Origin of the sequence: Alteromonas sp. 1_MG-2023 (assembly GCF_030547075.1) — a bacterium.
GTDB lineage: Bacteria > Pseudomonadota > Gammaproteobacteria > Enterobacterales > Alteromonadaceae > Alteromonas.
This window is the reverse complement of sequence record NZ_JAUOQH010000005.1, coordinates 272,475-296,669: the sequence shown is the minus strand read 5'-3', so window position 1 is coordinate 296,669 and position 24,195 is coordinate 272,475. Positions and strand designations below refer to the sequence as shown.

General features: G+C 43.0%; 27 protein-coding genes. 18 read left to right on the top strand and 9 right to left on the bottom strand.

Features of this window, described 5'->3' with window-relative positions:
- Positions 1-283 precede the first annotated feature (283 nt).
- A complete protein-coding gene (locus tag Q4561_RS07950; protein ID WP_303458953.1) occupies positions 284-784 on the top strand; it encodes a cupin domain-containing protein in 501 nt (166 codons plus the stop codon).
- Between the two features lie 259 nt (positions 785-1,043).
- Here the strand turns inward: Q4561_RS07950 and Q4561_RS07945 are convergent, their stop codons facing one another.
- The 4 genes from Q4561_RS07945 to Q4561_RS07930 form a co-directional block, all read right to left on the bottom strand.
- Positions 1,044-2,036 carry an LLM class flavin-dependent oxidoreductase gene (locus Q4561_RS07945; protein WP_303458951.1) on the bottom strand — a complete coding sequence of 331 codons (993 nt, stop codon included), beginning with the start codon at positions 2,034-2,036 and terminating at the stop codon, positions 1,044-1,046.
- A gap of 95 nt (positions 2,037-2,131) precedes the next feature.
- Entirely contained in the window at positions 2,132-3,499 is a 1,368-nt protein-coding gene (locus Q4561_RS07940; protein ID WP_303458949.1) for a serine hydrolase, read from the bottom strand.
- Between the two features lie 206 nt (positions 3,500-3,705).
- Entirely contained in the window at positions 3,706-4,941 is a 1,236-nt protein-coding gene (locus tag Q4561_RS07935; protein WP_303458947.1) for an ABC transporter permease, read from the bottom strand.
- Positions 4,941-5,624 carry an ABC transporter ATP-binding protein gene (locus Q4561_RS07930; RefSeq protein ID WP_303459021.1) on the bottom strand — a complete coding sequence of 228 codons (684 nt, stop codon included), beginning with the start codon at positions 5,622-5,624 and terminating at the stop codon, positions 4,941-4,943. Before Q4561_RS07930 ends, Q4561_RS07935 begins: the two co-directional genes overlap by 1 nt.
- A 274-nt stretch (positions 5,625-5,898) precedes the next feature.
- Between Q4561_RS07930 and Q4561_RS07925 the strand changes: the two genes are divergently transcribed.
- From Q4561_RS07925 to Q4561_RS07915, 3 genes are all read left to right on the top strand, one after another.
- A complete protein-coding gene (locus Q4561_RS07925; protein WP_303458945.1) occupies positions 5,899-6,486 on the top strand; it encodes a DUF3299 domain-containing protein in 588 nt (195 codons plus the stop codon).
- Entirely contained in the window at positions 6,487-6,945 is a 459-nt protein-coding gene (locus Q4561_RS07920; RefSeq protein WP_303458942.1) for a hypothetical protein, read from the top strand.
- A gap of 133 nt (positions 6,946-7,078) precedes the next feature.
- Positions 7,079-7,774: a DUF3299 domain-containing protein gene (locus Q4561_RS07915; RefSeq protein ID WP_303458940.1), complete on the top strand. Its 696-nt coding sequence runs from the start codon at positions 7,079-7,081 to the stop codon at positions 7,772-7,774.
- A gap of 153 nt (positions 7,775-7,927) precedes the next feature.
- Here the strand turns inward: Q4561_RS07915 and Q4561_RS07910 are convergent, their stop codons facing one another.
- The 5 genes from Q4561_RS07910 to Q4561_RS07890 all read right to left on the bottom strand — a co-directional run bounded on the left by Q4561_RS07910 (position 7,928) and on the right by Q4561_RS07890 (position 11,524).
- The gene (locus tag Q4561_RS07910; protein ID WP_303458939.1) at positions 7,928-9,088 is read right to left on the bottom strand and encodes a GTP-binding protein; all 1,161 of its coding nucleotides are present in this window, start codon (positions 9,086-9,088) and stop codon (positions 7,928-7,930) included.
- A 33-nt stretch (positions 9,089-9,121) separates the two neighbouring features.
- Positions 9,122-9,541 carry a MerC domain-containing protein gene (locus Q4561_RS07905; protein ID WP_303458937.1) on the bottom strand — a complete coding sequence of 140 codons (420 nt, stop codon included), beginning with the start codon at positions 9,539-9,541 and terminating at the stop codon, positions 9,122-9,124.
- A 24-nt stretch (positions 9,542-9,565) separates the two neighbouring features.
- The gene (locus Q4561_RS07900) at positions 9,566-10,165 is read right to left on the bottom strand and encodes a DUF2796 domain-containing protein (RefSeq protein WP_303458934.1); all 600 of its coding nucleotides are present in this window, start codon (positions 10,163-10,165) and stop codon (positions 9,566-9,568) included.
- 284 nt (positions 10,166-10,449) lie between these two features.
- Complete coding sequence (locus tag Q4561_RS07895) at positions 10,450-11,094, bottom strand: 4'-phosphopantetheinyl transferase superfamily protein (protein WP_303458931.1); 645 nt, start codon at positions 11,092-11,094, stop codon at positions 10,450-10,452.
- Positions 11,084-11,524: an excinuclease ATPase subunit gene (locus Q4561_RS07890; RefSeq protein WP_303458929.1), complete on the bottom strand. Its 441-nt coding sequence runs from the start codon at positions 11,522-11,524 to the stop codon at positions 11,084-11,086. Before Q4561_RS07890 ends, Q4561_RS07895 begins: the two co-directional genes overlap by 11 nt.
- A gap of 215 nt (positions 11,525-11,739) precedes the next feature.
- Here Q4561_RS07890 and Q4561_RS07885 point away from each other — a divergent pair, with 215 nt between their 5' ends.
- The 14 genes from Q4561_RS07885 to Q4561_RS07820 are packed head-to-tail and all read left to right on the top strand — an operon-like array spanning position 11,740 to position 24,195.
- Complete coding sequence (locus Q4561_RS07885) at positions 11,740-12,483, top strand: beta-ketoacyl synthase chain length factor (RefSeq protein ID WP_303458928.1); 744 nt, start codon at positions 11,740-11,742, stop codon at positions 12,481-12,483.
- Entirely contained in the window at positions 12,473-13,252 is a 780-nt protein-coding gene (locus Q4561_RS07880) for a 1-acyl-sn-glycerol-3-phosphate acyltransferase (protein ID WP_303458926.1), read from the top strand. The genes Q4561_RS07885 and Q4561_RS07880 overlap by 11 nt, the downstream gene beginning before the upstream one ends.
- Positions 13,233-13,493 (top strand): phosphopantetheine-binding protein, encoded by a 261-nt coding sequence (locus Q4561_RS07875; protein WP_303458924.1) that lies wholly within the window; start codon positions 13,233-13,235, stop codon positions 13,491-13,493. The genes Q4561_RS07880 and Q4561_RS07875 overlap by 20 nt, the downstream gene beginning before the upstream one ends.
- 15 nt (positions 13,494-13,508) lie before the next feature.
- Positions 13,509-13,757, top strand: a complete 249-nt coding sequence (locus Q4561_RS07870; protein WP_303458921.1) for an acyl carrier protein — start codon at positions 13,509-13,511, stop codon at positions 13,755-13,757.
- A 3-nt stretch (positions 13,758-13,760) separates the two neighbouring features.
- Complete coding sequence (locus Q4561_RS07865; RefSeq protein WP_303458919.1) at positions 13,761-14,303, top strand: hypothetical protein; 543 nt, start codon at positions 13,761-13,763, stop codon at positions 14,301-14,303.
- 1 nt (position 14,304) lies between these two features.
- Positions 14,305-16,029, top strand: a complete 1,725-nt coding sequence (locus tag Q4561_RS07860; protein WP_303458916.1) for an AMP-binding protein — start codon at positions 14,305-14,307, stop codon at positions 16,027-16,029.
- On the top strand, positions 16,007-16,768 hold the full coding sequence (locus Q4561_RS07855) for a glycosyltransferase family 2 protein (RefSeq protein ID WP_303458913.1): 762 nt from the start codon (positions 16,007-16,009) through the stop codon (positions 16,766-16,768). Before Q4561_RS07860 ends, Q4561_RS07855 begins: the two co-directional genes overlap by 23 nt.
- Complete coding sequence (locus Q4561_RS07850) at positions 16,769-17,737, top strand: lipid A biosynthesis acyltransferase (protein WP_303458911.1); 969 nt, start codon at positions 16,769-16,771, stop codon at positions 17,735-17,737.
- Positions 17,738-17,775: 38 nt separating this feature from the next.
- Positions 17,776-18,183, top strand: a complete 408-nt coding sequence (locus Q4561_RS07845) for a thioesterase family protein (protein ID WP_303458910.1) — start codon at positions 17,776-17,778, stop codon at positions 18,181-18,183.
- Positions 18,180-18,863 (top strand): outer membrane lipoprotein carrier protein LolA, encoded by a 684-nt coding sequence (locus Q4561_RS07840; RefSeq protein ID WP_303458907.1) that lies wholly within the window; start codon positions 18,180-18,182, stop codon positions 18,861-18,863. The genes Q4561_RS07845 and Q4561_RS07840 overlap by 4 nt, the downstream gene beginning before the upstream one ends.
- A complete protein-coding gene (locus tag Q4561_RS07835; protein WP_303458905.1) occupies positions 18,860-21,181 on the top strand; it encodes an MMPL family transporter in 2,322 nt (773 codons plus the stop codon). Before Q4561_RS07840 ends, Q4561_RS07835 begins: the two co-directional genes overlap by 4 nt.
- Before the next feature lie 52 nt (positions 21,182-21,233).
- A complete protein-coding gene (locus Q4561_RS07830) occupies positions 21,234-22,469 on the top strand; it encodes an NAD(P)/FAD-dependent oxidoreductase (protein WP_303458903.1) in 1,236 nt (411 codons plus the stop codon).
- Positions 22,454-23,002 (top strand): DUF3261 domain-containing protein, encoded by a 549-nt coding sequence (locus tag Q4561_RS07825; RefSeq protein WP_303458900.1) that lies wholly within the window; start codon positions 22,454-22,456, stop codon positions 23,000-23,002. Before Q4561_RS07830 ends, Q4561_RS07825 begins: the two co-directional genes overlap by 16 nt.
- Positions 22,999-24,195, top strand: a complete 1,197-nt coding sequence (locus tag Q4561_RS07820) for a beta-ketoacyl-[acyl-carrier-protein] synthase family protein (RefSeq protein WP_303458898.1) — start codon at positions 22,999-23,001, stop codon at positions 24,193-24,195. The genes Q4561_RS07825 and Q4561_RS07820 overlap by 4 nt, the downstream gene beginning before the upstream one ends.

The following is a 24,195-nucleotide window of genomic DNA, read 5'->3' as shown; positions in this document are numbered from 1 at the left end:
ATAGAGTTATTAAACTTAGCTGCATAGCCGAAGTTTGCATAAAATATAGGTTTGATTCCCATAAATGTAGCACTAAATGGTTTATTCTAGGTTGAGTGATAAAAACTCAGCCATCGAATAGGATAATAACGATATTATGAGGCGAATAAAATCTCTTATAAACAATACCGCCCTAAATACAGGTAATAACAAGAGAATAAGCACATTAGTCGCTTGTATGGCCCTATATTTAACAGGTTTCTCACCCTTAGCCAGCTCCAACAACGATATGACAGGTAGTAACATGAAGACATTGACTAAAGAACAGGTGATAGAACAGCTTAATTTATCTCATCATTTCGAAGGTGGTTATTTTCGCCAAAGTTTTAAAGCAGATCACAGAGACAAAGTTATGACTGCTCGTGGTGAGCGCACCACCATGACCGCTATTTATTACATGCTAACGAATGACAACAGCATTGATCATTTTCATACCAAGTATTCTGATGGCATTGAGTTTTATCACATGGGATCGCCCATTACCTACCACATGATTTACCCAGACGGTCACTACGAAAAAGTAGTCGTTGGGCCAGATATTGCTAACGGTCAGCAGTTGCAGCTTGCCGTACCAGGTGGCACTTACAAAGCGGCCGAATTAACCGATGGCGATTATGGTTTGGTAAGTGAAGCAGTGTCTCCAGGCTGGGAACCAGAAGATATGATTGAAGTTTTTCAGCATGAATTGTTAGAGAAATTTCCGCAGCATAAGGCACTTATCGAGCGCCTAGCAAATAAGAAATAACGCCCATACCTAACAGTAAAACATCCCTAGCGATCCTTGAAAAGCCCTTAGCGAACTTTGAAAAGCCCCTAGCGAACCTTGAAAGCCCGTTACTATCTTCAAAAAAACCAGTCGCGTCGCGTTAAAAGCCTGCTACTAGCAGGCTTTTCTATTTTGACTTAACGTGTTTTATTCAAAGTCTTCTATTTAAGGCATTCTGTTGTAGAGTTTCATGCCCAAATTTAGTGGCAAGCGCATTTCTGCTAGGCGCAAGTTCCCACTAAATTTCTACTTCGGCCAAAAGCGCTACGCTTTTCAGCCTAGCCTCTAAGTTATGAATAGGCATTGAAACAATGACCTCGTCGACCTCTGTTGCCTCTACAAACTTAGCTAATTGTGCCGTTACCGTTTCTTTTGAACCTACCAATGCATAACGCAACACATGAGACAGCATAGCGTGGTCGGCTTCACTGCAAATTCTGGACAAATCATCGACGGGTTTAGCAAAAGGCTTATTCAGCCCGCGCCTCATATTCATAAACTGTTGTTGAACAGACGTAAATAAGTACTGAGCTTCCTCGTCGGTGTCGGCCACAACCGCCATTACCCCTGCCATCACGTGAGGTGTTTCTTGCTGTGCTGATGGTGTAAACATAGAACGATACACATGTAAGGCATCGAACAGTTGGTCTGGCGCAAAGTGTGACGCAAAAGAATATGGCAACCCTAACGATGCAGCCAACTGCGCACTGTATAAACTAGAGCCCAGTAACCACAAAGGTATGTGGGTATTCGCACCGGGTACTGCAATGATTTTTTGCCCGGGCTCTGGCGCATTAAAATAATGCTGAAGTTCTTTTATGTCATCGGGGTAAGTGTCGACATGGGCGTTACCATTAAGATTGCGGCGTAATGCTTTGGCGGTAGCCATGTCGGTGCCTGGGGCTCGGCCAAGCCCTAAATCTATACGCCCAGGATATAAAGTTTCAAGCGTACCAAATTGCTCGGCAATAACTAAAGGCGCGTGATTAGGCAACATTACACCACCTGCACCTACACGAATATGATTGGTAGCGCCGGCAATATTACCTAGCATAACGGCGGTAGCAGAGCTTGCCACGCCATGCATGCCGTGATGTTCCGCCAACCACACACGTTGATACCCACTACGCTCAGCTTGCTTCGCTAACTCCCTAGAGTTGCTTAATGCATTGCTGATGCTTTGCCCTTCAGAAATAGGAGCAAGGTCGAGTAGTGAAAGGGGTAATGTCATGGCTAACCTCGTAAACGTTTTTTGCAGTGTATCGCAAACTCAATATACGCCGAAAGGCTTTGCCATGGTTCACCCTAGATACGCGATATCGGGCGCTACTCTCGGGTAAATTTGTAGTTACCACCACCTTGTTGCAACTCGAACGTTGCATAATCAACATTGCCGCTATTCTTTTGATTATCTCTACTTTCATCGCTATCACCGTCAAATATCATAACGATACCAGCGGGGGCGAATCGAAACTCTAGATTCGAATAAGCAGTAAGATCTAATGCACTTTGACCCGTAGCTTGCGCGGTCAAATTACCATTCTTCACTTTTAATGTGATTTTCAAGGGTAACGCTTTAGAGGCAAACACACCTTCGTATTTCGCCAAGTCTTCTTTGGTCAGTTCTACCGGCGAACTTGAGAAGTCAGGTATTTTATAATCAAGTCCGTAGTAAATACTCAAAACCGCTATGTTAATGTCGTTCAATGAATAGTTTAGACCGTTTGAGGTGAGGCCAAATGCAACGTTGTCGTCAGCAAAATAGGCGACGACTGAATTAAAGCCATCAATGGTTCCATTGTGCCCATATGCCTTTTTATCGTAGAAAGGAAATTGAAATAAACCGCGGCCTAAACCTTGATTTATCTCTTTCATTTTACGTAAGGATTCAGCAGAAACGAGCTTATCGGAAAATAGTGCGGCAAGAAAAGTGGCTACTTCGGTAGGTGTTGAAATAATCGCACCGGCACCATGGGGAATACTCATGTCAGTTTGAGAGGCAGCTGACCACCCAGCAACATTATGAACATAAGAGTTAGCTTGATTGTGTTTAATATCAATTTTTGAACCATAAACCGTGTGACTGAGCTTTAGCGGCGTGACGATACGAGATTCAAGTTGCTGCGCGTAGGTGCTTTTCGTGATGTCTTCTATGATGAAACCTAACAAAAGGTAACCGCTATTTGAATATTGCGCTTGGCTGTTTGGTGTAAAGTCGCTTTCTAGTGCCTCGACAATACTTATCATGTCATCTTTAGTTTTAGGCGAAGACATATACTGCAAATATTCGGGTTTATTGGTGAAATTATGAATACCGCTTCTATGACTAAGTAACATAGAAATAGTGATTTCATCAGCATTTTTCACCTTTGGATAAAAGGTCGATAATTGAGTATCTAAAGTAAGCTTACCTTCCTCGATAAGCTGAAAAATTATCACTGCAGTAAACACTTTAGTGATTGAGCCTATACGATACTGTGTATCTTTATTGGTTTTTTGCTTGGTTTCTACATCTGAAAAGCCAATTGAATATTGGTAGACAGGCTTTCCATTTTCAACCACGGCCAAACTAAACATGGCTTTTTCATTTTCGTCTAGCGCCGCTAAATACTTGTCTAACTTGGCGGTATCGAAGGTTTGTGCAGAAAGACTAGATGTACAGACTAACAGCAGTAAACTTAACATTTTTGACATGGGTTGCTCCTTGCAAGCTCATTCAAATGAGCGAATGTAAAAACCATTCAATGTTAGCCCCAGCCGCCTCTAACAGCAATAAGGGCAGCGCGAACCACGATATCAGTATTTCCCTTGGTGCTGCTTTATTTACCTTTTATAAATCGATTACTTATTGTCTAGCGTTTAGCCAATTATCTTTAAATGCTCACTGCCTACAGTCTTAGTTAGACTGCAGACAACGAGCTGTGCAATGCATTTTTATACGCTTCAAATGCAGGAATTGCCGAGGTAACAATAGCCGCTATTGTAATAACACTTACCACTTTCAGCGTTTCTAACGTAAGCAAGTTAGGGCTTAAAAATAGACCATATTGGGCAGCAAGCCAATCGCTCGATAAGGTCAACGTAATGCTAAGCAGACCAATCGCAGAGACTATGGCTAACAACACCAAAATGAGCGCTTCTACTAACACTAAGGTAAAAATAACCCCAGGACCTGCACCTAACACCCGCAGTACGGCAATTTCGTTTTTGCGTTGCTGCATGGACGCTAACAACATCGTCGATAAACCAAACAACGAGGAGATAAGCACTAAGATACTGATCACCCTCAGTAGATTTTCTACCGTACCCATCATTTGCCAAAGCTCAGTCAGCGCTACACCAGGAAGTATGGCCATAAGCCTATCTGTTTTGTAGTTATTAATATCTCGCTGAAGCTTGAAGGTCGCAAATTTTGAGGTTAGCCCCAGCATGACCGCCGTTACACTCTCAGGTGTGGTATTGACTGAATTGGCATCATCAAGCAGTTGGTTTTGTTTTGAGGCCGATAAATGAATAGCTTCAATCGCGTTTAAACTTACGTGCACGGTTTTATCAACCGGTGTGCCGGTTGCTGAAAGTATGCCAGTAATAGTGAAAGGGGTGTTGTCATGATTAGTAAAACTGGTGTTACCAATACCATGAGAAATCACCACGTGGTCTCCCACTTGATAACCAAGTTCTTTGGCCACATCGGCACCTATCACGGCTTCAAATAAACTGGCAAAGGCTTGACCGTTTTGGAAACTGAGCGCTTGTTTGTTACCAAATTTGAAATGCTGAAAATAGTTACCGTTCGTGCCCATAACTCGAAAGCCGCGATGAGAGTCGCCCAAAGAGATAGGAATCGCCCATTCCACTAATTTGCTTTCTTGCAGTGCTTCATAGCTTTCATATTTGATGTTGCTGGTGGGGCTCCCCATCCTAAACACTGAGTACAATAAGAGATTGAGCTGGCCACTTGGCGCACCCACGATAAGATCGACATCGGAAATAGTACGGTTAAAACTTTCTTTCGCCTGCTGGCGAATGTGCTCAACACTTAGCAACACACTAATGCTGATAAGCAACGAGAGAAACGTTAACACCACCGACTTTTTTCGGCTTCCTAAACTGCTCCACGCTAACGACACTAACATTACTTGGTCTCCGCTGGCTGTTTTAGCGAAGATTGTTTTAGAGAACACATCTCTACACTGGTTTCAAAAAACTTTTTCAAATACATATCGTGGCTTACAAATATCAGCGTGATTTTGTGCTGCTTGCACATGTCGATAAGAATGGTCATAAAGGCGTCTCTAGCTGCAGCATCCAAGGCAGAGGTAGGTTCATCAACAAGTAATATTTCTGGCTTGTTAATTAGCGCACGGGCAATGGCCACCCGTTGCTGTTGGCCCACACTAAGAGAATGAGCAGGTTGCTGCAAAATACTCGCGGGCAAGTTAAGTCCAAGCAAAAGCTTCGAGGCCGCATCGCTAACATTAGTTTTACCTGCTTTGGCAAAATACGTGGCCAGTTCAATATTTTTCAGCACGCTTAGATAAGGAATTAAATTAAATTGCTGAAATACCACGCCAATATGCTGGGCGCGAAATTTATCTTTTTGCCGTGCTGACAAGGCTGAGAACGGCTTACCTAATAAAGATAATGTGCCACTTTTTGGTGTTAACACACCCGCTAACAAATTGAGTAAGGTGGTTTTACCAGAGCCTGAGTGACCATGTAAGAACACACGATCAGCGTAATTTACCTTCCACTCAGGTATATCGACCCCACTACTGTTTTCACCGTTATAGCGATAACTAACGTGACTAAGTTCAATGGCAGCATCTTGGTTGGGATTTGCGTCATTCTCTGCGTTATTTGGGTGAGCATGCTCTGCTACTTCTGACAATGTGAATAATCTCCTGCTGAGCTCTACATTATTGATGTAGTGACCTCTGAATGAATTAACACCCCGAGTTTTCTGAATGTTCATTTATGCGAAGGTTAACCTGATTTCAAGGCCGGCCGACTTAAGCTTCAAATGTACAACCCAAAAGGGTTATGTTATAACGTTTTATACTAACTGATATACTAATACTTGGCTAAATGAAATGATGAAATTCTTCGCACGCGCCCGCCTTTGTTTTTTTATCGCGATAGCAGGCATTCTTTTTTATCCTACAACATATGCAGAAGAGATCGAAGCACCCAACTATCAAGAGGTTGAGTGGACTCAACTAATGCCTGCTGAAGATTTAGCCGCACTGTTAAACCCGCCTGATTATTTGGCTGGCATTGAAGATGGCTCTCAAGAAGATTCGGTAGAAGCCTTTGGAAATCAAGAGTTTGATAACGAAGCCACAAACCGCTTTCAACAAGCGCTAACATCTATGCAAGTTGTAAAAACCTTTGAGAACAAGCCTATTCGCATTCCGGGCTTTATTGTTCCGCTGGAAAACGACGAATCACAGCAAGTAACAGAATTCTTTATTGTTCCCTATTTTGGCGCATGCATTCACATGCCTCCTCCACCGCCAAATCAAATTATTTACGTTAGCGTAGAAAAAGGTATTGAACTGGAGAGCTTATACGATCCCTTTTGGTTTGAAGGTACATTAGCTATCGATACCACTGAAAATGCGATGGGCACCGCGGCTTACCGCCTAGAGCATGTCAATGTGCAACCTTACGAGGGATAAATGATGACACTACTTAATAAATCATTGATAACAGCACTGGCCTTTTTCAGCCTTGTTGCTGCTGCCCAAGCCTGCGACCTGCATGGCGGAGGCAGTTTTGGCTTCGGCTTTAATCGGTTGCATCCCCTCGCTCAGCAACATTATCAGGCATCGGCATTTAAATCGCTTTCTGTTAAACATGCAAAGCAAGTGGATGTCACTTTAGATGAAACGGCCACAGCGAAAATATCTTACGTAATACCCCTTCGCTATCGCGATGTGAACGTTAGCTTTGTAGGTAGCGATGGCGTTGAAATTGTAGGCGACAGCGCTGTGTTGCTAGAACAAGACTCTGGCGTTTATAACTTAATGTTTACCGTTACTCGCCCAGGCGCATCACATATTTCTATACGAATTAACGGTATTAACGATGGCCAGCCATTTTCAATGAATCAAAAAATTGAACTGCGCTCGGCATAAGCAAAATTGAGTAATAGCGTGAGTAGAGTAGTATGCAAACTAGCTAGCAAGGAAATAGTTAGCAAAGAGCAGGCAACTAAGAAGCCACACACTAAGGAACCGGCTATTAAGAAAATGAGAGAAGCGCACGTTGGTGAATAGACCAGTTAAAACCGTATTAGTGCTTTTACTTTTTTTATTGGCTGGCAGCCTCTTTGGTAGACTATTTCAACTGTATTGGCCCGACATAAAACACTTGCTTGCTGACAGCCCCGCGCTTTACCACACCGAAAATTCTGAACTGCAGGCAACGTTTAACCAAACAGAGGTTACCCATTTGGGCTGGAGAGATTTATTGCCAGAAAAAGAAGAGACTTACTTAAGTAAGTATCAATCAAATAATACCCCTAGCGAGCTTTCTCAAGTACAAACCGGCACCGTACAAGCACTCACCGATCAGCTGTTGTTATCTATACAAGCCAGCTCCGATGAAGATTACAAATCAGCACTTCATTCAACGAACATAGTGAAAGGGGTGTTGGGCAAGGCGATTTCAATATCAGGGTTTATTGTACCAATAGAAGTGAATGACGATCGCACATTACAGAGCTTTTTCGTTGTTCCCTACTTTGGGGCGTGTATTCATTTTCCCCCGCCACCACCGAATCAAATTATTTTCGTGCAACTACCAGACGGGTTTGCCTATCATAATTTGGCCGATGCCTTTACGTTAACCGGCATTTTGGAACAAGGAATGTTTGAAGACCCTCTTGGTACTTCGGCGTATCAGCTAAAGGTAACTAATATAGTCGCCTACCATGGTCAGCCCGACGATTTTCGAGCTCACTAGGTGTTTAGATGTATCTGATTAGACTTTTTAAACAGCGCTTGAAGGGACTCAATTGCTAACAGAGACAGCTAACCTATTTGCAAATGGGTTATGTTAAGAAATAAGGCTTAAAAGCTAAGTAAGCCTGCTAGCTGTTTTCGTAAGTTAATATTGCTAGGTAATTTCGTTAGCATCTAGCTGACAGGCAACTAGCCCTTGCTCCCACTGATTACTAATTTCTACACCGGTCTCAGAAGGACTAGGTTCGTTAATAATCACTTCTATACGGCTTTCTAAGCAGTCATCCAATTCTTTTTCAGATATTGCATCATCAACAATGTTGTAGCTAAAAATGCCGTCATTAGTGATCATAATCGCTTTCAGCCTTTCGCACTGCAACTTACTAAGCCATTCCCGCAGCGCACTTCGGTTGAACACAACGTAGGGTGAAAAACGCCAACCCATACTTTGAAAGCCTTCACCTCTATTTTCAATTTTAACAAAGCCTGATTGCGGTATAGGCATATCGTTAATATTGCTCGCTTGATTGCGCTTATGACTATCATCATGGAAATGGCTATGATGAACGTGATGCTCGCCTCCAGTATGAACGTGATGCTCACTATCATCGGTTGCATGAGTATTTTCATGAGCATTTGCATGAGCATGGTGGGTTACAGGTTGTTTCATCGCTTTAACTACATCAGACGCACCTTCTAACAACGCTGGCGCTAGCTTCCCATGCTGCGCAAAAACAATATCAGGCATGGGGTTGCGACGGTTACTCACATAATCAACGAGCAACTGTTTTGAATTAACATCATATAAATCTACTTTATTTCCTACTACGATATCCGCAACATCAATTTGCTGATTGAATGTTTCATGAAGGGTATAGCGAATATCAGTAAGCTTTCTGGCATCTACCAAGGTGATATTCTTTTGAATATTGAGCACTTCCTCGTAATGCTCGGCAGATAACACCTCTAAAACTTCTCTAGGGTGCCCAAGCCCCGTAGGCTCTATTAGCAAACGGTGTGGTCGAGACTTGGCCAGTAATTGGTTAAGGGCAATTTGCATCGATAAGCCTGATGAGCAGCACATGCAGCCACCCGGCACTTCGCGTACGAACACCCCGCTATTCTCGGTGTGCACGCCTTTAAAAAAGCCACCATCAATACCAATTTCACCAAACTCATTAACTAAAACCGCCCACCGTTCATTCTCGGGTTTAGCCTCTAGCAAAGATAGAATGGCGCTTGTTTTACCCACACCTAAAAATCCACTGATGATATTGGTAGGGATAGCGCTTAGTTTTTCAGGCTTACCTTTCATACGAGAACATCCTGCATGCCACTATTTATGCGACTATTTATGCGTAATAATGTGAGGATAATCAGAGTCACTTTCAGTTTGTCGACGCAGTCTAAGATTGCGAATGTGGCTAAATGCTATAAAGCTTGACCCTATTACGGTCAATACTACTTCTCCGTATTCGCCCAATATATCGTGCCCTAACACTACAGCAAGAATAAGTAAGGATAGCCCTACTCCGCCGATTAGTAGCATAGTGTGATTTCGATGATAAAAATAACCCATCATTAGCGCGACAACGCTGATAGGTACCACAAAGAAAAGCAGCGTTTTATGAAATAACGCATCGTCAAAGGCTAACGCGCCCGCTAGCGCAGGAAGTAGAAGGAGTAAAACAGGCAATAATAAGCAATGCACTACACATAACATAGACAGTGCTATGGCAGCTTTATCGCTTATTTTTTGAAGGTTCATTCAGTATGTTTCCTTATTTTTTACCTACCAACTTACAGAAGGGCGACTGGCAGACAACTCAGTAAGACCTTGCCCATTCTCGGTTACCCACTGTGCTTGAATTGAACTTAACGAAGGCATTGATTCAAATAGCGACACAGAAATGCGTGATACAGCTTCATCGCAATGAAACTGATACTCTACTTCGATATTTTGGTGATTTTCTTCTTCATGTTCATCATGATCGCCATGCTTTTCATGCGAAGCAAGCTCACTATCATGGTCATCATCTTCGTGGTCTTTGTCATGTTCTTCATGGCGTCCGTAGTCGCTGGCATGTTCGTCATGCGCTTCTAGCGTATGTTCCACTCCAACTAATTCACATTGCCCTTCTACATCAATCACATCCGTGTTTGTTTCAAACCTTTCAGCAAGCTGATCATGAATTTTATGTTGCTCGCTAGTTTCTGGTTCGTGCTCAAAACCAAGAGCATCCGCGGCAGGAAGTACAAGTTGTACATTGAGTTCGCTTCCCTCTTGCACGATTAATAGCTCACCTTGACCATGCACGTGCTGTTGGGCATTCACAGTAAGACCTAAGCTAAAAAAAAGAAGTGAAGAGACCGCTAAATAGGGCTTATTCATGAATCTACCTTTTTATAAATTCTTTAATCATGATTGAAGTTGCGTGAAAACACTAAAAACGAATTAACACAGATCGCTATTCGAACCAGATATCAATTTGCACTAACATCACTACCAATCTTAAATATGATACATTATAACATAACAGCAAGGCGGTTTAAATTTTAACTTTTCACAGTCAGATATTCGGTTGGGTAAACATAGTAGGCACCCATAATTACCTAAAGTATCGATAACAAGCGGACTAATGGGGGCAAATTCATTAACTCGATACAACAATATGGCTAATTTGGGGTATTTAAAGCAATAACTCGAGAAAATTCTGTATCGCTTTTATTAATAAAACGCCAACCCTTCTGATTTTTTCCTGTTTCTAGCGTATCGAACTCATCGTATTTAAATACCTGCTGGGTTTCTGCGTCTAGTGCTTTGAAGTACGCTTCTTTTTCGCTCCATGTTTGGTAAAAGTAAGAAAGCCTATTTTTAGTCTGCATCGACTCAAAACCGCTATATTCTTTTTCAGTCATAAAAAGCTTAGCCAGTTTTTGCATGTTAGCTCTGTGCTTTATTTTTTCTACGTCTACGCCGACTGGAAACAAAGAAGTGGCAAACGTGATTAACTTATTGCTGTGTGACAAACTAAATTTTAGGGATGATGGTAAGTTTTCTACCATAGGAGAGGAATTAGGTACTTCTCGTATTACCCAAAACTTAGTGGGTAAATCGTAAATTTGACTTAGCGCGTGGCGAATTAAGGCACGACTGTATACATATTCTCGTCGTTTGTTTTCGTGCCCAATCGTATTAAGCTTTTGATGCTCAACCTTAGATAATAAGGCACTAAGCGCTACTTCAACATGCTGTGCATCATTTTCAACTTTGGTTTCCCAAAGTTGAAAATCAACATAGTTGTTGTGGTTAATCTGCAAGCTTTACTACTTCGCCCATTAAAGCAACGCCTGCAACAAAAGCACCCGCGTGGCACTCATATTCAGTGTCGCTAACCACGGTATTCTTTTTATAATAGCTAGCGATATTAATAACCGCATTGCCACCTTCTTTCACTGCGCGCTCTTGTAATGTTAGCAATGCAGACAACAATACCCACTCGCACGCTTCTTCATCAGTTTTATTAAAGGCATTGGTTTTTTTATTTGTTGGGTAGCTTCCTAAGCGTTTTTCTACTTCACCATGGGTTTGTTCACCGAAAAACAATGGAATGTTGGGATCTAATCTATCCTGAAAATTGGCCGATGCTAATGCATCTTCAATTGAATACATGTATTTAGTGTCACGTGCAAAAGTGTTTGATGCCATTAGTATTAATGACAAACCAACTATTATTTTTATTGCCTTCATACTGCCCTTTTCTCCCTATGAGTCTGCGTGGGTTACGCCTTTACTATCACTGTAATTATCGCCATTTACCGCCAAGAGATTAATTAGAAAGGATTTCTTCGTCAACCATTTCAGGGTAACAAACTTCCTTCATTACATTGCCAACAATAGGTCAGTAAAGTAAAGTACGTGTAAAAATTACAATTTCATTAAATTGAAAGGATACGGAGTTTTCATTGGCGAGTTTTATGTTAGAAGCATGGACAGCACTAGCACCCTCACTAAACCAAAAAGAAGATTGGTCTACGTGGCTAACTGAACCTAGTGAAATTTCCGAACAACCGTTAAACGTTAGCTTAAAGCATGTACCTATGATGCTAAGAAGACGCTTTAATGTATTAGGAAAATGCGCAATGGGCGCAATAAGCCAATTGGCGATAGAAGAGCCTAATATCCCCTGCATTTTTGCTTCACAGCATGGCGACACCACTCTCACTTTATCCTTATTAGAATCTATAGGTAGACAAGAAGATATGTCGCCTACAGGGTTTAGTTTGGCTGTTCATAATGCGGTAAGTGGCTTGTATTCTATTGCCACTAAGAATACCTCTGAAATTACGGCAATTGCCGCAATGGAAGGCACTATTGCCAGTGCAATATTTGAGTCGGTTGGACAGCTACAATGTGCTGAAAAAGTACTATGCGTTATTTACGACACCCCTCTTCCTTCGGTGTATCAACCTTATACACAGGGAAATGAATTTCCTTACGCCATTGCGATGGTGTTGAGCCGGACTAATGGTGAGGAAATATCGCTGAGTTACCAATCACCCGAAAGCCAAACTGTAAACGTAGACACAAGCTCTGAGAATGAGTTACACCAATTTCTAGCGTTCCTGTTAGGTAGAAGTAACACCTATACATGCCAATCTAACGGCTCATCATGGACACTAGAAAAGACAACTCAACATGTTAGCTAAAATTGCCTTTGCGTGGCGTTGGTTTGCCACCGCCTTTAGTTTTTTCATCTTTGGTGTGGGCGGTATGACCATTCCGCTTATTGTTGTACCCATCTTATATCTATTACCGGGTACAAAATTACAGCGTGAGGCTCGTGGGCAAAAGTTTATTCACCTTGCATTTAAGTGCTTTATTGAATTAATGCGAGTGATGGGCGTGCTAACCTATGAAATCCATGGCGAGAAAGCACTGCGAGATGCAAAATTAGTGTTAGCCAATCACCCCACCTTGCTTGATGTAGTGTTTTTAATCGCACTTATTCCTAATGCAAATTGTGTGGTGAAAGGTGCCTTATTGCGAAACCCATTTATGCGTGGCGCGATAAAAGCGGCGGGTTACACCATCAATAACGGTGCCGCCAGTGACGTTCTGGTTGCCGCTAATGATGTATTTAATAAAGACCAAATTATGATTGTGTTTCCGGAAGGTACAAGAAGTGTTCCTGGGAAATGCCATCAATTAAAGCGCGGTGCTGCAAATATTGCGCTTAGAACCGGGGTTGATATCACACCAGTCATAATAAGCTGTGAGCCTATATCGCTCACCAAACAAGGTAAGTGGCATCACATCCCTGCAAGTCCAATGCACTTTACTATATCGGCAAACCCGGTAATTGAAGTGAATACCTTTCAATCATCAAATAGCACAAAAAATGCAAGATTGCTGACTGATTATTTAACTAAGTATTTTAATACTGAGGTCGGAGTTAATGACAGCGTTACAGAATGAACTAAAATTAATGATTATTGAGTGTCTTGACCTTGAAGACATAGATGCAACAGAAATTGACGATGCAGATCCATTGTTTGTTGATGGTCTTGGCTTAGATTCTATTGACGCATTAGAAATAGGGCTAGCGTTGCAGAAGCGGTATGGGATCAAACTTGATTCTAATTCCGACGAGACACGCGCTCATTTTGCCAGCATTAATGCGTTGGCAGACTTAGTAAAAAACCATAAATCAATATAACAATAAGCCACTATTATGAATAAACAAGAAGATACTTTTCAAAAAGTTGTCTCACTTTTTGAAGAATTATTTGAGATTGACCCAGCGAAGGTCACACCAGAATCGAACCTTTATGAAGACCTTGATATTGACAGTATTGACGCTGTCGATCTCGTGGTTGAATTACGCAAAATGACTGGTATTAAAATTAAGCCTGAAGAGTTTAAATCAGTAAGAACCGTAAACGATATCGTTGTACAGGTTGATGAGTTAGTCGCTAAGTAACTAATGAAGAAATTTTTAACGCTGTTGGTCTTACTGTTAAGTGTGGGCTACCCCTTTATTGTCTATTTCGGTTTACAGAATATTGATGCTAAATGGTTAATCCCGCTTTTGATTTCTATACTTGCCTTGCGTTGGTATGTGTCGGAGCAAGCTGAACAGCGTACTATCATTGTTATAACCCTCGTCATTTTAGTTTGTATTTTGACGTTTTCAGGTTATCAGTTTGGCTTAAAATTCTATCCCGTTATGATGAATTTTAGTTTCTTTATCTTGTTTGCTGGTAGCTTGCTAACACCTACCAGCATTGTTGAAAAATTCGCACGTTTAAAAGAGCCTGACCTTCCCGTTGAAGCGAAAATCTACACACGAAAAGTCACTATGGTTTGGAGTGTCTTCTTTATCTTCAATGGTTCAATTGCCTGTTTCACCGCCCTGTACGCCTCTGACGAAACTTGGATGCTCTACAACGGGTTCATTGCTTATATTTTGATGGGCGTGCTTGGTGCTACAGAATGGGTCGTTAGGCAAAGAGTAGTAAAGGCTTAACATGTTACACCAATATTCTTTGGCAAACTGGATGGATACCCGTCCAAGCACGGCTGTCGCTATTCGCGCTGGGGTTACTTTAACCGCCGACGAATTTATAGTGAACGTGTGCCAATGGAAGCACACATTATCGCAACACAGTGGCCAGCGATGGGTGGTGTATCATAGCGATCCCTACGAGTTTTTATCTATCCTCTATGCACTATGGTATTTAGGTAGAACTGCGTGTATTCCAGGTGATAATCGCCCAGCGACTATTACCCGGTTGATCAGTGAAGCAGATGGCGGCGTAGGTGAAATGGATGCAGGCATTACCTTAGATTTATCAAAGCCAAATACCGACTTTGCCCATACCTACTGTACTAATGCCGAGCTGGCCAATTTACCCCCTATCGATAGCCAACGAGTTGCTATTGAATTGTATACTTCCGGCTCAAGCGGAAAACCTAAATCATTTGCGAAAACACTCGCCCAATTCGACAGCGAACTGCACAGTTTGCACACTCAGTTTCCGGTAGCCGAGGGGGCTACCGTGCTATCAACGGTAAGTCATCAACATTTATATGGCTTAACCTTTCGATTACTGCGCCCCTTTAGTTATGGGCAGCCATTCTTATGTGAACTGTGTGAATACACCGAAGATATTTACCATTTCGCTCAGCAGCAATCACAGTACGTATTGGTGTCTAGCCCATCTCACATTACCCGAGTAAATGAATTACTTTCGTGGTCATCGTTAGAAGCAGATTGTCTCAATATATTTTCAGCGGCAGCACCGTTAAACAAAGCTGACGCCTTGTGTATGAGCAAGCTATTAGATGCGCCACTGTGGGAAATATATGGTAGCTCAGAAACCGGTGTTATTGCTTGGCGTAAACAGGTTAACAACAACCAAGATGCTCGCTGGCGGCGCCTGCCAAACGTTACTTTTGAAATAGATAACCAGGGTAAGGTCAAAGTTTGCTCTTTGTTTGTAGATAAACATTCACCTTTTCTTAGTGACACCTTAAACATTCACAGCGATGGTAGTTTCGAGCTTCAGGGCCGGTCAGACAACATTGTAAAAATAGAAGGTAAACGGGTTTCACTAAACGCGATAGCGCAAGTATTGATGTCTCACGAGTGGGTGTTAGAGGCAAAAGCCTTTGCTATTACTCGAAAGCGCACAGAAGTCGCTAGCGTGATAATGCTAAGCAAAGAAGGCGAAAAACAATTGATGTTGGCGGGGCGCGCGGGCGTCATCAAAACCCTTCGTACGTTGTTATTGTCAAATTTTGAAACAATCGTTGTGCCTCGGCGTTGGCGATTTGTTGATACTATGCCTTATAACCAACAAAGCAAAGTCACCTTAACGGCTTTGCAAGCTTTAGTGGAGCAGCCTGCGTTGTTGAAATGGCCAGCAATTAAACACATATCAAAAGACACACTAAACGTTACCATTAGCTGCACCATTCCCCGAGATTTAGTGTACTTAGACGGACACTTTGACCAAGCCCCAATTTTACCGGGTGTAGCTCAGGTTCATTGGGCACAAAAATACGCTGATGAGTATTTTGATATTTCAGGCAAATTTAGCCACTTAGAAGTGGTTAAATTTGCCAATGTTATTCAGCCAGATGAAGATATTGATCTTTTATTAGCGTTTTCTCCTGAAAAACAAAAAGTCACATTTTCTTACCGCTCAGAAAAAGGAGTTCACTCTAGTGGACGAATTTGCTTTGCCTAATTCAGCATTTAAACCTGCGATTTTAATCCCTGTTTACAATCATGAGCATGCTATTGGCGAAACTGTGAAAGCGCTGCGGGCCTTTGGCTACCCCATTTTACTGGTAGACGATGGCAGTTACCAAGCATGTGCAGTTGTGCTAGAGGAATTAGCCCGTGTTCACAACCCTCAAGTTAGCTTACTTACATTGCCAAGCAATGGTGGTAAAGGGCACGCTGTAAAATCAGGACTACGCCATTTAGCGAAAACAGGATTCACACACGGCTTGCAAGTAGATGCAGACGGGCAACATAACCTTTCTGACATTCCGCATTTCATCAGCGCAGGAGTGCAACACCAAGACACCCTTATTGCTGGCTATCCGCAATACGATGACAGTATTTCAAAAGGTCGCTTTTATGGCCGCTACCTTACCCACGTTTGGGTATGGATAAATACGCTGTCTTTTACCATTAAAGACAGCATGTGTGGCTTCAGACTTTACCCCGTAACGGCCTTCAACCAAATGCTAGACAAAGCCCCTTGTGGCAATCGTATGGACTTTGATACAGAAGTGATTGTTCGCTGGCATTGGCGCAACGGTAGTATCATTAATATACCCACTAAGGTGAACTACCCTACCGACGGAGTTTCGCACTTTAAATTACTCCATGACAACGTGTTGATTAGTTGGATGCATACTCGGCTTTTCTTCGGCATGTTACTGCGTTTACCTAAGTTACTGTGGCGGAAGTTTTAGATGCCAAAAGACACTAAACATTGGACCCAAGTGCAAGAAGGCGGCACGGTGTTGGGCATTAAAATATTGCTGTTTATCTACCAAGTATTTGGACGAGCGGTGTTTAGCATTATTCTTATGCCTGTTATGGCTTACTATTTTGTGACTAACACAATGGCACGGCAGTCATCGAAACAATATTTGGAGAATTTAGCCCCGTTTTTACCTGCACAGCGGCAGTCTGAACTTAATTCATTCAAGCATTTTGTGGCCTTTGGCAATATGCTGCTAGATAAACTGCTGGCATGGATGGGGAAAATTGATACTAAGGCTATTGTTTTTGAGACCCCCTCAGTAGTAGATAAAATCAAAGCGTCGGGGCAAGGCGCGTTAGTGGTGGTTTCACATTTAGGCAATATTGAAGTGTGTAATGCGTTGCGGCAAAAACTAGATGAAGTGAAACTAACGATTTTAGTGAACACCGAGCACGCAGAAAAGCTAAATTCACTCATGAAGCAACTCGATAGCAATACCCACGCCGAACTCGTGCAGGTAAACGACTTATCTCCCGCTACGGCCATGATGTTGGCTGAACGGGTAACCCAAGGCGAGCTTATTATTATTGCCGGTGATAGAACCCCTGAACATGCAGGCCGAGTATCAGAAGTTGAATTTTTGGGAGAGCAAGCATTATTCCCTCAGGGCGCGTTCATATTAGCTAGCTTACTCAAGTGCCCTGTGTATTTGTTGTTTTGCTTAAAGCAAAAGAAAAATTACCATATTTACGTAGAGACGTTTTCCGAACAGCTACGGTTTGCGCGCAAAACACGCCAACAAGAACTAGACGTGGTGGTGCAAAATTATGCTTATCGGTTACAGCATTATTGTATAAAAGCCCCTTTGCAGTGGTTTAACTTTTTCCCCTTTTGGCTTTCTGATGCGCAAAAGCGTACTAAGCAAAATGATGCAGGCAATATTGATCGCCATTAATATCGATCACCACTAATGCGACACATAGGAAGATGTAAATGAGAGAAGCTCAATCAACCATTACGATCCCTTTTCATGATATTGACGTGATGCGCATTGCTTGGCATGGCCATTATGTGAAGTATTTAGAAATTGCGCGCTGCGCTTTATTTGATGACATTGGTTATAACTTTCCAGAGATGGAAGCGTCAGGCTACGCTTGGCCGGTCATCGACCTGCATATTCGCTATGCGTACCCCCTCAATTTCCAGCAAAAGATCATAGTGAAAGCGAAAGTGGTGGAGTGGGAAAACCGGTTGAAAATTAAATATGAAATTCTTGATGAAGCATCAGGAAAGCGCCTGACGAAAGCCTCGACTGTGCAAGTGGCGGTAAACATTGAAAGTAAGGAGATGCTGTTTGAATCGCCGCCTATCTTGCTTGAGAAATTAGGGGTGCTTGAATGAGAGTATTATCCTTGCCATCAGTGCTAGCGATGCCAATAGTGCTAGCGTTATCTTTAGTGCTATTACTGTTTCTACCCAGGCAAGCGTTTGCGGAATTCTCAATTCAGCAGCTAAATGCGATTACCCATTCTCCTGAATATTTACGCGGTGAGTTTACACAGAAAAAATACCTAAAAGACTTTGATGTAGACATAGTATCAACCGGAAAGTTTGATTACTCGCAAGGCCAGTATGTGCATTGGCAAACCGTAGCGCCCATTCAAAACTTAGTGACGATGACACCATCTAGCATTGTCAGTAGCCAAGGCGATGTTGAGCTAATGAGTTTACACGCTGATACCAACCCAGTAGTTACTCTATTAAGCGAAGTATTCTTTTCGGTGTTAACCGCTAAATGGCAGGAGTTAGAAACGTACTTCAGCCTATCTGGAGAAATAAGCGCGGGTGACATGAGCATAAAAGAAGCGAACTCAGAAGAAACAAGCTCAGATGAAATAAGTTCTAGTGATAAAAATCAGAAACAATGGCAGGTATCTTTGGTGCCTAATGATGCCGCCTTGGCTCAAACCATTACCCACGTTGAACTTAAAGGCGATGAGTACTTACGTTACCTTAAGTTTTATGAAGACAATGGCGACTACACTGAAATTCAATTTTCTCAATTAAGTCAGCAAAAATGAAAGGGGCTTGGTTCAGACCCGTTGGGATAGCTTGGCTACTAACCGTGGCGGCGTTAGCCTTATTCGCTGTTAGTCGGCCAGCAACGTTTGACTCCAGCATCATGTCGCTGCTACCCACATCTGAACAAGAACCTCTTGCGCAACAAGCCATTCAGCAAACCTCAGAACGGTTTTCAAAGCGTTTACTTTTATTAGTAAGCGGTAGCGATGAGAACGCAGTTAAACAATCAGTACAGGCGTTAGCAACCCGAGCACAGCAGGTATTAGCTAACGCCGATGTGCGCTGGCAAGTAGAAGCTAACCAACGAGACAGTCAACGCGAGGCCCTTTTTCCTTATCGATTTGCACTGCTTGATGATAGTAGTCGAGAGGCCTTAATATCAGGCAACTACCAAGGGTTTGAAAATAGAACTATCGCTAGCCTATTTAGCCCTATCGCAGCAGGCAAAGTAGAGCTTGTTGACGATCCTTTTGGTTTTTATGCACAGCGCAGCCAGGCTCAAACTAGCGATATTAATATTCATATCAATCATTCTTTATTAAAAGTAAACGAGAGTGAACTACCCACTTATGTACTGCTTATTACCCTAAAACAAGAGCCTTATTCGCTGGAAATCCAACGTGTGGTGATGGAATTTTTAGCCAATCAAACCCAGCTGTTAGCAGAGCAAGGTATTACCCTAAGAAGCTCTGGCATGATATTACATGCTGCCGCGGGTGCGGATCAGGCAAGAGCCGAAATATCCACTATCGGCATAGGCTCTCTGGTGGGCATTATCATTCTTTTGCTAATCGTATTTCGCCGTTTAAAACCTATTTTTCTTATGTTATTTCCTATTTCGGTAGGCTGCTTAACTGCTGTATCTGCCACCCTGCTTATCTTCGGAAAAGTGCATCTAATTACGTTAGCATTTGGCGCAGGACTTGTGGGCGTATCGATAGATTATGCCTTGCATTTTGTTTGTGAAAGGCAGCAGTCAGACAATGAAAAAGTACTGCCAAATATTCTGCCTGGTCTAATACTTGGCCTATTCTCAAGCGTATTAGCCTATGCGGTGCAAGCTTTCGCACCCTTTCCGGGGTTACAGCAGATGGCTGTGTTTTCTGTTGTCGGGCTACTGGCATCATGGTTAACCGTGGTACTAACCTTACCGCTCATCACAGCAAACGACGCTAAAATTAAACTGCCTTTGGCTGAAAAACTGTTTAGGTTACGCAATAAAATTCCACGTATTGTAGGCCGCCCTGTTCCGATTATTGCCATAATGGGAATAACCGTTGGTGCCGCCACTCTTGTTTACACTGGTACTGCGCAAGATGATATTCGCCTACTACAAACGTCACCTGAAAGGTTGTTGCAGCAAGAAAAATCAATCCAAACTCTGCTTGGCACTCAAAGCAGTACCCAGTTCATACTGGTTAAAGGCGATACCATTGAGGATGCGTTACTAAAAGAGCAGGCGCTACTTACTCAGCTTAAACCACTGCAAAAAGACAACACTATTCCACCAGCTCAGGCTGTCTCTATGCAGGTTCCAGCGCAAGCACGGCAAGCAGACAATTATGCGTTAGTTGCACGCTTATACAAGGCAAAGCTTGAAGGGCTATTTACAACGCTAAACCTGCCTGAACACAAGCGTATTGAAGCCCAAAATGTATTTTCTGAAACCCGAGGTAATACCCTAACTATTGATGAATGGCTAGGGTCAGAAAATAGCGAGGCATGGAGAGATTTAGTGGTCAGCACAAAGCTTGGTGCGAGTGCCACTACTGTGCGCTTTAAAGGCCACCTCAATCAAGACGCTAAATCGGCGATTGAGCAGCTTATTGAGGATGACTCTCAGCTGGTTTTGATAGACCAAGTAAGCAATATCTCTGCGCTAATGAAAACCTATCGAATTCAAGTAAGCCAGCTTATCGCGCTAGCCTACGCTGTAGTTTTTCTTGTATTAGCATGGCGTTACCGTCAGCAAGTCTTGCGGGTAATATTACCGCCTTTTCTAGCCTCTATTATTACCTTAGCCAGCATAAGCTTTCTTGAAGGTGGCATGAATATGTTTCACCTACTGGCTCTTATTTTAGTGTTAGGTATAGGGCTAGATATGGGTATTTTCATGGCTGAATCTGGTGAGAGTAAAAACACCTGGTTGGCCGTGTCGATGTCGACCTTCACCAGTTTATTGGCCTTTGGATTGTTGGCGTGGAGTCAAACCCCGGTGCTACACCACTTCGGCATGACAGTATTAATTGGTTTAACCTTGGTATGGGTAATGACCCCAGCCATACGATACAAAAGCAGCGATAAAACACAAAAATAAATAAAAAAGCATAAAACACAAGATAGATTTAAGGGAATGGAGATAGCTAGTAGTGCATAACACAACGGAAATTTTCGATATTGTAGTGATAGGAGCCGGCCCAGCAGGCGCAGTTTCATCTGCCCTGTTAAACAAAAAAGGGTATCGGGTCTTAGTGATAGAAAAACAGCACTTCCCGCGATTTTCGATCGGCGAAAGTATGTTGCCACAATGCATGACATACTTGGAACAAGCAGGCATGTTAGATGCCGTTGAAAAGGCGCAATTTCAATATAAAAATGGCGCCGCTTTTTGCCGAGGAAACGAGTACGAGCACTTTGACTTTAGAGAAAAATTTTCACCAGGTTGGGGCACCACGTTTCAGGTGCAACGCGATTCGTTTGATAAAATTTTAGCAGATGAATCAGCAAAACAAGGGGTAACCTTTCGCTATGGTCACACCCTGACAGACTGTGTAATGAACGATACATTGCGTGAGCTCACCGTACAAACAGAACAGCACGATACCTACAAGGTGCAAGCCCGTTTTGTATTGGATGCAAGCGGTTTTGGGCGCGTATTGCCGAAACTACTCAACCTAGAAAAGCCTTCTACCCTTGGCTCACGTAAGTCTGTTTTCACCCATGTGAAAGACAACATGGATGCCCCAGACTTCGATAGAAATAAAATACTCATAACGGTACACCCGAAAATAAGTGAAGTATGGTTTTGGTTAATTCCTTTTAGTAATGGCCGGTCATCAGTGGGCGTTGTGGCTCCACCAGCGGTATTAGAGTCGATGCAGGGTTCCCCTATAGAATGCCTTCAGCAGTTAATTACAGAAGGGGGCAAACTAGCTACCTTTTTAAAAAACGCCGAATTTGACACCCAGTGTCGCACCTTGGGAAGTTACTCTTGCGACGTGACCAGCTTGTACGGGGACGGGTACGCGCTGCTCGGTAACGCTGGCGAATTTTTAGATCCTATCTTTTCGTCAGGCGTGACCATTGCCCTCACCTCCGCGAGTTTAGCGTCTGAAGTGGTAGACAAACAGCTTTCAGGCTTACAACCCGATTGGAACGCAGAGTATGCCCAAAAGCTCAAAGTTGGGGTTAACACCTTTAAGGAATTTGTTGAAGGTTGGTATGATGAGCGCTTTCAAAACGTGGTGTTTTCGAAACAGAAAAGCGAGAATATAACCCGCATGATAAGCTCTATTTTAGCGGGCTACGCATGGGATACCGAAAACCCATATGTGCGTAATCCCAGTAGATTAACTACGTTGGCGCAACTATGTCAAAACGACTAGCTATTGGCCTTTGCTTTGGCCTTGTACTCAGCGCTTGCAGTGCATTAAATAGTGCGCGCTACCAAGCATTTCCACTGTTATTGCTGCCGCCAGTAGAGGGCCCAGCCCCAGCGGTTTACCAACAGCGTTTAGACATTGTATCTCAACGTGCTAGTCATCAGTTTTTAGTGGTGTTAAAAATTGATGAGTCTGAGATTAAATTACGGGGCCTGCTACCAACAGGGCAGTCTGCATACACCATTAATTATGACGGCAAGCAGATTGAACAGCAAAGCTTAGGCGCAGAAGCACTGCCAGCAGAAGAAATTCTAACCATGTTGCAGTTCGCACTGTGGCCGGAAGAAAGCCTACGTAAATTTTACGAGGTTGACGATGGTTGGCTAATAGAAACAGGCCCTAATTTTCGATTACTATCGTTAGATGGGCAGTCTAAGTTAAAAATTAATTATTTAGAAAACGAGCAAGTGGTTCTAGATAACCTTGCTCGTCAGTATAAAGTGAAAATTGAAACCTTGGAGTACAAGAGGTTGTGATACAAGAAAGCTGTTACCTAAACGCACTGGGCATAGTGTGTGCTGCCGGAAACAACGGGGAGCAGGTAAAAAATAACATTCAATCAGGCAATGTGAACTTGGTGCAAACTGATCAATACCACACAGGCTTTAACGTGCCGCTAGGTTTGATCAACGCGGAACTCCCCTTATTACCGCTTGAACATAAGAAATGGCAAAGCCGGAATAACCAGTGTGCCATGGCGGCTTTGCAACAAATCCGCGCAGAAGTTGATACTGCCATAGCCCAATATGGCGCGCATCGCGTGGCCGTTATCATAGGCACCAGCACCTCTGGTATTGCAGAAAGTGAGCAAGCTATTAGGCAGTGGGTGAATGATGGTACTGTGCCAGACTCCTACGATTATGGCCTTCAAGAAATGGGGGCACCTGCTCAATTTATTGCTGAAGTGGTGGGTGCGAAAGGCCCGGCATACGGTATATCAACCGCCTGTTCATCGGGTGCAAAAGCGTTGGCTACTGCCCGAAGATTGATATCTGCCGACTTGTGCGACGCCGTTATTGCTGGGGGTGTAGACACTATGTGCCAGCTTACCGTACAAGGTTTTCAATCACTACAAGCGGTAAGCGACAGTATTTGTAATCCGTTTAGCGTTAATCGCAAAGGGATTAATATTGGTGAAGGCGCTGCGCTCTTTTTAGTCAGCAAGCAAAAGCACGGAGTGAAGCTGGTAGGTACCGGGGAAAGCAGCGATGCCCATCACATATCAGCCCCTGATCCCGAGGGAAAAGGCGCCATTAAGTGTATTGAAAATGCCCTTCAAGATGGGCAATTGCAACCACATCAAATTGATTACATTAACCTGCACGGCACAGCCACAGAGTTAAATGACCAGATGGAATCTACCGCCGTAAACACGGTATTTGGTGCTGACGTATTATGCAGTTCCACCAAACCTTTTACTGGGCATACCCTTGGTGCAGCCGGCGCGGTTGAAGCGGGCATATGTTGGTTGATGTTAGTCGATGATACTACGCAACCTTTCATGCCTTTGCATATATGGGATAGTCAGAGTGACCCTGCGTTGGCACCACTCAATTTCGTTGACACTGTTGAATCGAGTAGGGCGACGAATAGCGCGCCTAATTATGTGTTAAGCAACTCTTTCGCGTTTGGTGGTAACAACATTTCATTGATATTAGGGCGAATTTAG